The sequence below is a fragment of the Leucobacter sp. M11 genome, assembly GCF_035726885.1.
Classification (GTDB): Bacteria; Actinomycetota; Actinomycetes; order Actinomycetales; family Microbacteriaceae; genus JAPFRB01.
Window position 1 is genome coordinate 9488 of record NZ_JAPFRB010000002.1, and the last position, 8597, is coordinate 18084.

7 protein-coding genes are annotated in these 8597 nt (G+C 66.3%); 1 reads left to right on the plus strand and 6 read right to left on the minus strand.

Annotated elements, in window-relative coordinates; translation table 11 throughout:
* Positions 1 to 6: 6 nt before the first annotated feature.
* The gene (efeU, locus tag OOT08_RS04165; RefSeq protein WP_325091312.1) at positions 7 to 936 is read right to left on the minus strand and encodes an iron uptake transporter permease EfeU; all 930 of its coding nucleotides are present in this window, start codon (positions 934 to 936) and stop codon (positions 7 to 9) included.
* Positions 937 to 1149: 213 nt separating this feature from the next.
* Between efeU and OOT08_RS04170 the strand changes: the two genes are divergently transcribed.
* Positions 1150 to 2655: an amino acid permease gene (locus OOT08_RS04170; protein ID WP_325091313.1), complete on the plus strand. Its 1506-nt coding sequence runs from the start codon at positions 1150 to 1152 to the stop codon at positions 2653 to 2655.
* 135 nt (positions 2656 to 2790) lie between these two features.
* Here the strand turns inward: OOT08_RS04170 and OOT08_RS04175 are convergent, their stop codons facing one another.
* The 5 genes from OOT08_RS04175 to typA form a co-directional block, all read right to left on the minus strand.
* Entirely contained in the window at positions 2791 to 3621 is an 831-nt protein-coding gene (locus OOT08_RS04175; protein WP_325091314.1) for an ABC transporter ATP-binding protein, read from the minus strand.
* Position 3622: 1 nt separating this feature from the next.
* Positions 3623 to 4471, minus strand: coding sequence for an ABC transporter permease (locus OOT08_RS04180; protein WP_325091315.1), 849 nt, complete (start codon positions 4469 to 4471; stop codon positions 3623 to 3625).
* A complete protein-coding gene (locus tag OOT08_RS04185) occupies positions 4468 to 5244 on the minus strand; it encodes an ABC transporter permease (RefSeq protein ID WP_325091316.1) in 777 nt (258 codons plus the stop codon). Before OOT08_RS04185 ends, OOT08_RS04180 begins: the two co-directional genes overlap by 4 nt.
* 26 nt (positions 5245 to 5270) lie before the next feature.
* Positions 5271 to 6245: an ABC transporter substrate-binding protein gene (locus tag OOT08_RS04190; RefSeq protein ID WP_325091317.1), complete on the minus strand. Its 975-nt coding sequence runs from the start codon at positions 6243 to 6245 to the stop codon at positions 5271 to 5273.
* A gap of 230 nt (positions 6246 to 6475) precedes the next feature.
* On the minus strand, positions 6476 to 8377 hold the full coding sequence (typA, locus tag OOT08_RS04195; protein ID WP_325091318.1) for a translational GTPase TypA: 1902 nt from the start codon (positions 8375 to 8377) through the stop codon (positions 6476 to 6478).
* Positions 8378 to 8597 lie beyond the last annotated feature (220 nt).

Sequence of the window (8597 nt, forward strand, 5' to 3'; positions counted from 1 at the left end):
TCTGAATCACGGGGTTCCTTCGGTTGTGATGGGGGACAAAAGCGGGGTGGCCGCGTGAGCGACGGCCTTCGGCGGACGTGATCCGCGGGCGCGGCGGAAGAAGAGCGCCAGGGTCGGCACGAGGTAGAGCGCGTACGCGAGCACCTCGAGCTTGGTCATCTCCGGGGTAAAGCCGATCGTGCCCTTCAGCAGGCTGCCGAGGATTCCGTCCGGCGCGATGATGTGCGGGATCCGGAAGGCCCAAGCCGATTCGCCGTACCAGGATTGGATAAAGGCCGACGCGCCCTCGGGGGCCGCGGCGAAGGGTCCGGGCAACACGGCGGCCTCCTGGAGATCGTGCACCGCGTAGGCGACGACGCCCGCGGCGAAGATCAGGAGCAGGAGGCCGGTCCAGAAGAAGAAGCGAGAGAGGTTGACGCGAAGCAGGCCGCGGTAGATGAGCCAGCCCAGCGCGCAGGCGAGCAGGATGCCCGCGACCGCCGAGGCCAGTCCGACGAGGGGCGAGGCGCCGCCGGAGCGCGTCGTCGCCCAAATGAACAGCGCGGTTTCGAGGCCCTCTCGGCCCACGGAGAGGAAGCCGACGAGCACGATGCCCCACCCGGAGCCCGCGATGGCCTTGCCGAGCTGCCCCTCCAGTTCGCCGCGCATGTTTTTCGCCGTGCGGAGCATCCAGAACACCATCCAGGTGACCAGGAACACCGCGAGCAGGGACAGGGAGCCGCCGATGATCTCCTGAGCCCGGAAGGACAGCCCGTAGGCACCGTAGGTGAGCACCGCCCCGAGGGCGAGGGACACGATCACGGCGAGGCCGACGCCGAGCCAGATCCGCCGAGCGACGTCCCGTCGACCGATCCGGTTGACGTAGGCCAGCAGGATGCCGACGACGAGAGCGGCTTCGAGCCCCTCGCGCAGGCCAATGAGAAAGGTGCCCAACATGTTCGGGGTTCGCCGCCGTTTCGGAAAGATCAGTTGATGGTTAGGCAAGGCTCACCTTGCGTCCTCACAGTAGTCCTGTCGGGGACCCGTCCGCAAGCGCCGCGCGCAACGAAATGAACACGGTTCTCCCCGGAATCATCTCGATTTGCGGAGCACCCCCCGCGTCGCGCTAAGCTCCGGAAGACCGAAGAAGCTCACGGGGGGAACCCAACTATGACAACCGAGCAGAACCGATACAGCCGCCCGATTTCTCCGGAAACCTCGGTGGCGCGTGTCATCCCAAAGACCGAGCACAAGAAGCTCAAGTCCCGGCACATCACCATGATTACCCTGGGCGGGATCATCGGGGCCAGCCTCTTCGTGGGCTCCGGGAACGTCATTCGGAGCGTGGGCCCGGCGGCCGTGCTGTCCTATCTCATCGGCGGCCTGCTCGTCTTCCTCGCGATGCGGATGCTGGGCGAGATGGCCTCCGCGAGGCCCGCCGTCGGCTCCTTCATGGAGTACGCCCGCGAGGGCCTCGGCAACTGGGCTGGCTACTTCGTCGGCTGGCTGTACTGGTACTTCTGGGTGGGGGTGATCGCCTTCGAGGCGGTCATCAGCGGCTCGATCCTGCACGGCTGGTTCCCCGCGTTCCCGGACTGGGGCTTCTCCATCGTGATGCTGCTACTGTTCACGATCACCAACCTGATCTCGCTGCGCTCCTTTGGCGAGGTCGAGTTCTGGCTCGCGAGCATCAAGGTCGTTGCGATCATCATCTTCCTCGGCGTCGGCACGCTCTTCGTGCTGGGCCTCTGGCCGAACGCCGAGTTCTCGGTGCAGAACCTCTGGGAGCACGGCGGCTTCGCGCCGAACGGGGCCTGGGCGGTCATCAGCGGCGTCGCGATCGTGATCTTCTCGTACTTCGGCACGGAGATCGCCGTCATGGCCGCCTCCGAGTCCGAAAACCCGGTCAAGGGGGTCCGGCAGGCCACCAACACGGTCATCTGGCGCATCCTGCTGTTCTTCGTGGGGTCCGTGCTCCTGATCGTGATGATCGTGCCCTGGAACCAGCTGCCCGACCCGCAGGACAAGGCACCGTTCGCGTTCATCTTCTCCCTGTTCGGGCTGCCCGGGGCCGATCTGTTTATGAGCATGGTCATCCTGACCGCGGTCTGCTCCGTGCTCAACTCGGGGCTCTACTCCGCGGCCCGAATGTTCGCGGCGCTCGCGGGCAAGGGCTTTGCGCCCAAGTTCATCGCAAAGCAGTCCAAGAACGGCGTGCCCGTCGTGGCGGTGCTCGCCTCCACGCTCGGTGGGTACGCGGCCGTCATCGTGAACTTCGTCGCGCCGGAGTCCGGCATCTTCGACTTCATCATGAACTCCGCGGGCCTCGTCGCGCTCTTCGTGTACGCCTTCATCGCGCTCACCCAGATCCGCTTCCGCCAGAAGCTCACCGCCGAGGAACAGGCGAATCTGAAGCTCCGGATGTGGTGGCACCCCTGGCTCGCGATCCTGCTCATCGCCGCGGTTCTCGGCATCGTGGTCGTCATGATCGTCTCGGGCGAGGGCACCCGTACCCAGGTCTGGACGAGCCTCGTCTCGGTCGCCGTCCTCGCGGTGTTCTGGCCCCTCGTGAACCGCAACCTCAAGCGGCAAGCCGCGGCACGAGCCACCGAGCCGGACGCCCCGTCGCTGTCCCCGGCCGAGCCGCCCGCGCCTGAGCCCCACGCCGAGCACTAGTCCGACGGGAGCGCCCGGGGCCGGGTCTGCCCGGCCCCGGGCCTATGGAAGCGAATGCTGCCGAACGGCGCCTCCGCCGCTCGGTGACCGCTCAGCGGGGAGCACCACCGCGCGCGGGAGGATCCGCGTCCTCCGCTAGTGCGTCAGGCGGGCCTCCTCGACGGATCTGGCGCCGCGCTTTGCCGCCTGGATGAGCTCGTACACGTGCGTCCGGAGCCGGGCGAATTCGGCGTCTGCTCGGGTGTTGAGCTGATTGCGCTGCACCCCGAGGTCGACCCGGACATCCTCCAGCAGCACGGTCGGCCGCCCCGAGAGCACCAGCACCCGCTGGCCGAGATAGATCGCCTCGTCAATATCGTGCGTGACGAACACGACGGTCACCCCCAGCCGTTCCCACAGCATGCGCACCAGGTCCTCCAGCTCGAATCGGGTTTGGGCATCGACCGCGGCGAAGGGTTCGTCCATGAGTAGCACCTGGGGCTCGTATGCCACGGCGCGCGCGATGGCCACCCGCTGCTGCATTCCCCCGGACAGCTGCCACGGATACTTGTCCTCGTCGCCCTGCAGGGAGACCGCCTCGATAGCGTCCTGCACGAGCTGCTTCCGTCGGCCGGCGGGCACGCGTTTCTCCTGGAGGGGCAACTCAATGTTCTCCGCGACCGTGAGCCAGGGAAAGAGCGAGCGGCCATATTCCTGGAGCACAACCGCGAGCCCGGCCGGCGGCTCGGTGATCACCGTGCCCGACAGCGTGACGTCGCCGACCGTCGGCGCGAGCAAGCCCGCCAGGCACCGGAGCAGGGTCGTTTTTCCGGCGCCGGAGGGCCCGACGATGCAGACGAGCTCACCGGCGTTCACCGTGAAGTCGAGCCGCTGGATCGCCTCGACGGGCTCGCCGCGCCCCGAATAGGTTTTCCCGAGCCCGCGAACGACGAGCGTTGCCGGCTGGGACTGGGATGACTCAGACATGTTACGCGCCTCCACGTTGGGTGTGCAGGTACCCGTAGTACCACTTGAGAATTGCGCCTGAAACGACGCGGAAAACGAGCGCAAAGGCGACCCCGAGCACGCCGAGCAGGATAACGCCGCCCCACATTTGCGGGATCGCAAAGCTCCTCTGGAATTGCACGATGCTGAAGCCCAGCCCATCCTGCGCAGCAAACATCTCGCTGATCACCATGAGAATGATGCCGATGGACAGTGCCTGCCGAGCCCCCGTGACAATGTGCGGGCTCGCCCCGGGCAAGATGAGCCGCCGGAGTGTGCCGACCGGGGTGAACCGGTAGCTGCGCGCCGTGTCCCTGAGCACCGGGTCCAGGCCGCGGACTCCCTCAACCGTGTTCAACAGGATCGGCCAGACACAGCCCAGGGCGATCACGGCAATCTTCATTCCGTCGCCGATGCCCATGAACAGCATAAAGATCGGCACCAGCACGGGCGGTGGAATAGACCGGAAGAACTCGATGACCGGTTCGAGCGTTGACCGCAGCCGTTTTGAGGCGCCGATGAGCACCCCGACGGCGATGCCGATCACGAGCGCGATCGCGTAGCCGGCGACAATGCGCAGGAAGCTCGGGATCACGTCCTGCACGAAGCGACTCTGGCCGAGGGAGTCCCCGCCGAACCACGTCGGCCAGAACTCCGAAACGATCGTCGCCAAGGGAGGATTGAGGTAGTTGGTGCTGTTCGCTGATCCGAACCACCACAGTCCGATGAGCAGGATGGGCAGGGCGAGCACGAGGAGCGTGCGCCGCAGCATGCCCCGGCCCCGGTGGGCACGGCCACGGGCGGCGATCGTTCTCAGCGCTGAGGTGGTCATGCGTTGACCTCCGATCGGATCGAGGGGTGCCAGGACAGGGTTCGTTGCTCGATGAGGCGCGCGAGCAGGTTCACGAGGACCCCGAGCACCCCGGCCACGATGACATAGGCATACATGGGGGCCACCGCCCCTGATTCCCGAGCCAGGGCAAGCGCTCCCCCGATTCCGTCTCCGCTGATCAAGAGCTCTCCGGTCACCGTGAGGATCAGGGCGACCGAGGCCGCGAGGCGCATTCCCGTCATCGCGAAGGGAAGCGTGGTGGGCCAGATCAACGTCCGCACGCGAGTCACCGTCCGGAATCGATACGAGCGCGCGGTGTCGGCGGCGACGGGATCCAGGTTTTGCACCCCGGCCATGACCTGCATCAGGACCTGCCAAAAGCTTGCGTAGACGACCAGCAGCAACGTGGACATCATGCCGGTGCCCAGGAGCAGCACGGCGACCGGAATCAGCGCGACGGAGGGAACCGGCCGAAGAAACTCGATCGTGGAGGCCGTGAACTCGCGCAGCCAGGGCACCATGCCCAGGAGGACGCCGCAGCCGACGCCCGCGATCAACGCGATCCCCAGCCCGATCCCCCAGGTCAGGACGGTTTCGCCGAGCCCCACCCAAAAGCCTCCCCCGGCCGCAATCCTCGCGAGCGAGCCCAGCATGTCAGAAACCGGTGGGAGGTAGCGCGCGTCGACCATCCCCAGCCTGGGCACGAGTTCGAGGATCACCGCGAAGACGAGCAGCCCCGCGACGCCGAATACCCAGCCGGGGGTGTCCGACACACCGGTGCGTGCCCGGAGCCCCAACGTCATTTCGTCACGAGCTGTGACACGTCGATTGCGCTGTCCACCAGCCCGTATTTCAGGGCAAGATCAGCAAGTAGCTGCACGTTTTTCTCGCCGAGCTCGGTCTTGAACCGCGGCAGCGTCATGGCCGCTTTCACCGACTCGTCAATCTGCGTGTAGTCGTCCAGGATGCTGCGCGTGATGTCCGGATTGGCATCCGTGAACTCGAGAGATTTGTTCATGGCCGCAGTAAACGCGGCCACCGTCTCGGGCGACTCCGCGGCGAAGGCATCGCTCGTGAAGTACGCGGAAATCATGAGGTCCGGATCCGTCTCGGCGTAGTTCCACGCGACGACGCGGGCTCCGTCGTTTAGCGCCCGGGTGAGGTGCGGCTCGAGAATCCAGGCACCGTCGACCTGATTCGAGGACACCGCGGCCGGCATGTCCGGGAAGCCCATCTCGGTGAACTTGATATTGCTCGGATCGCCGCCGTTTTGTTCCACCACATTGCGGACGGTCGAATCGCCGATGTTGTTCAGCGTGTTCACCGCGACCGTTTTCCCGGCAAGCTCATCAACGGAGGTCACGGGCGAGTCCTTCGGCACGACAACCGCAGCGATATCGGGCTCCTCCCCCGTGCTGAAGTTTGCCGCGCTCACCGCCTGAATGGGCACCCCATTCGACACGCCGAGGAGCAGCGAGGTGACGTTGCTGAAACCAAACTCGTAATCGCCAGAAACGACCGCGGGGACGATCGCCGCCCCGCCCTGAGCGAGTTCGAGGGTGACGTCGAGACCTTCGTCCTCAAAGTAGCCCTCGGCTATGCCGACATAGATCGCGGCAACGTCCACGATTGGCATGACGCCGACCGTGATCGGCGTCAGGTCCCCGGTCGCTTCATCCGTCGGTGTCGCCTCCGGAGCGTCGGAGGCCGAACACGCGGAGAGGACGAGAATTGCCGCCGCTGCGGTGGCCACGAATGGAGCTGTTTTGCGCATGTGATCCCCTTTGAACGTGATGCGTCGGTGAGCGAAATGGATCAGACACTTTTCGCTAAACGAAAAGATGTCCTCATGGCGAAAATACGCGCTGCGGGCGCGATTGTCAACGGCTGGCGTCCCGGGGGCCCGCGCCGGGGTTGCTCACCCTCGAGGCCGGGGAGAATCACGAAACGGGCCCCCGCCGATCCGAGGATCGACGGGGGCCCGTGTGGCGCAGGGCGCGAGCGTTAGCGCTGCTTGTTCTTCGAGGTGGAGCGGGCGCGGGCGCCAGCGTCCAGCTCAACCTTGCGGATGCGGATGACCTCGGGGGTCACCTCGACGCACTCGTCCTCCCGGGCGAACTCCAGGCACTCCTCGAGGGAGAGCTGGCGCGGCGGCGTCATCGACTCGAAGGAGTCGGAGCTGGCCGCACGCATGTTGGTCAGCTTCTTCTCCTTGGTGATGTTCACGTCCATGTCCTCGGAGCGCGAGTTCTCACCGATGACCATGCCCTCGTAGACCTCCTCGGTGGGGTTGACGAAGAACGTCATCCGCTCCTGCAGGTTGATCATTGAGAACGGGGTCACCACGCCGGCGCGGTCCGCAACGATCGAGCCGTTGTTGCGGGTCACGATGGGGCCGGCCCACTCGTCGTAGCCGTGCGAGATCGCGTTCGCGATGCCGGTGCCGCGGGTCGTGGTCATGAACTCCGAGCGGAAGCCGATCAGGCCACGCGCGGGGATGATGAACTCCATGCGCACCCAGCCGGTGCCGTTGTTCGTCATGCCGTCCATGCGGCCCTTGCGCGCCGCGATGAGCTGCGTGATCGCGCCGAGGTGCTCCTCGGGGGTGTCGATCGTGAGGTGCTCGAAGGGCTCGTGGGTCTTCCCGTTGACCTCCTTCGTCACCACCTGCGGCTTGCCGACGGTGAGCTCGAAGCCCTCGCGACGCATGTTCTCGACCAGGATCGACAGGGCGAGCTCGCCTCGGCCCTGCACCTCCCAGGCGTCGGGGCGTCCCACGTCGACAACCTTGAGCGAGACGTTTCCGATCAGCTCGCGGTCGAGGCGGTCCTTCACCATGCGGGCGGTCAGCTTGTGGCCCTTCACCTTGCCAACGAGCGGCGAGGTGTTGGAACCGATCGTCATCGAGATGGCGGGGTCGTCAATCTCGATCATCGGCAGGGGACGGACGTCCTCGGCGTCGGCGATGGTCTCACCGATCGTGATGTCCTCGATTCCCGCGATGGCGACGATGTCGCCGGGGCCGGCCTTCTCCGCGTTGTAGCGGCTGAGCGCCTTCGTGAGCATGAGCTCGGTGATGCGCACGTTCTGCACGGAGCCGTCCTGGCGCACCCAGGCCACGGTCTCGCCCTTTCGGATCTCGCCGTGGTGCACGCGCAGCAGCGCGATACGACCGAGGAAGGGCGAGGAGTCGAGGTTCGTGACGTGCGCCTGCAGGGGGTGCTCGTCGTCGTAGGTCGGGGCGGGGACCTGCTCCAGGATGACGCCGAAGAGCGCCTCCAGGGTGTCGCCGTCCGGCAGGGTGCCGTTCTCGGGCTCGGTCAGGCTGGAGGCGCCCGCACGGCCGGAGAGGTAGACGACGGGCACGTTCAGCACGGCGTCGACGTCGAGGTCCGGGTGCTCCTCGGACAGGTCGGAGGCTAGGCCCAGCAGCAGGTCCTGCGCCTCGCCGACGACCTCGGGGATGCGAGCGTCGGGGCGGTCGGTCTTGTTGACCGCGAGGATCACGGGGTGCTTGGCTTCGAGGGCCTTGCGCAGCACGAAGCGGGTCTGGGGCAGCGGGCCCTCGGAGGAGTCGACGAGCAGCACGACGCCGTCCACCATCGACAGGGCGCGCTCAACCTCGCCGCCGAAGTCGGCGTGACCCGGGGTGTCCACCACGTTAATCGTGATCGGGCCGTTCTTCGCGTGCACGCCCTCATAGCTGATGGCGGTGTTCTTCGCGAGGATCGTGATGCCCTTTTCGCGCTCGAGGTCGTTGGAGTCCATGACCCGATCGTCCACGTCAGCGTGCGCGTCGAACGAGTTCGTCTGCCGAAGCATGGCGTCGACGAGGGTGGTCTTCCCGTGGTCGACGTGCGCGACAATGGCGACGTTGCGGAGATCATCTCGGGTGGCGAATGCCATACAGGGTACTTCCTCTGAGTGTGGGTGGTTTCGGCGAGTGCCGACGCGCAATCTTATCGGATTTTTTCGAACTTCTGGCGTTTGCCCGAAAGAACGTCCAGCGCGCTCACAGCCCCCGCATCGCGGGCCGCGCCGGACCGGGCGCTCGGGCGCGTCGCGGGACCGGGCCAGCGCTCGCCTCGCGGCGACCCCCGGGGCTCGCACCGTCCCGCGGTCACTC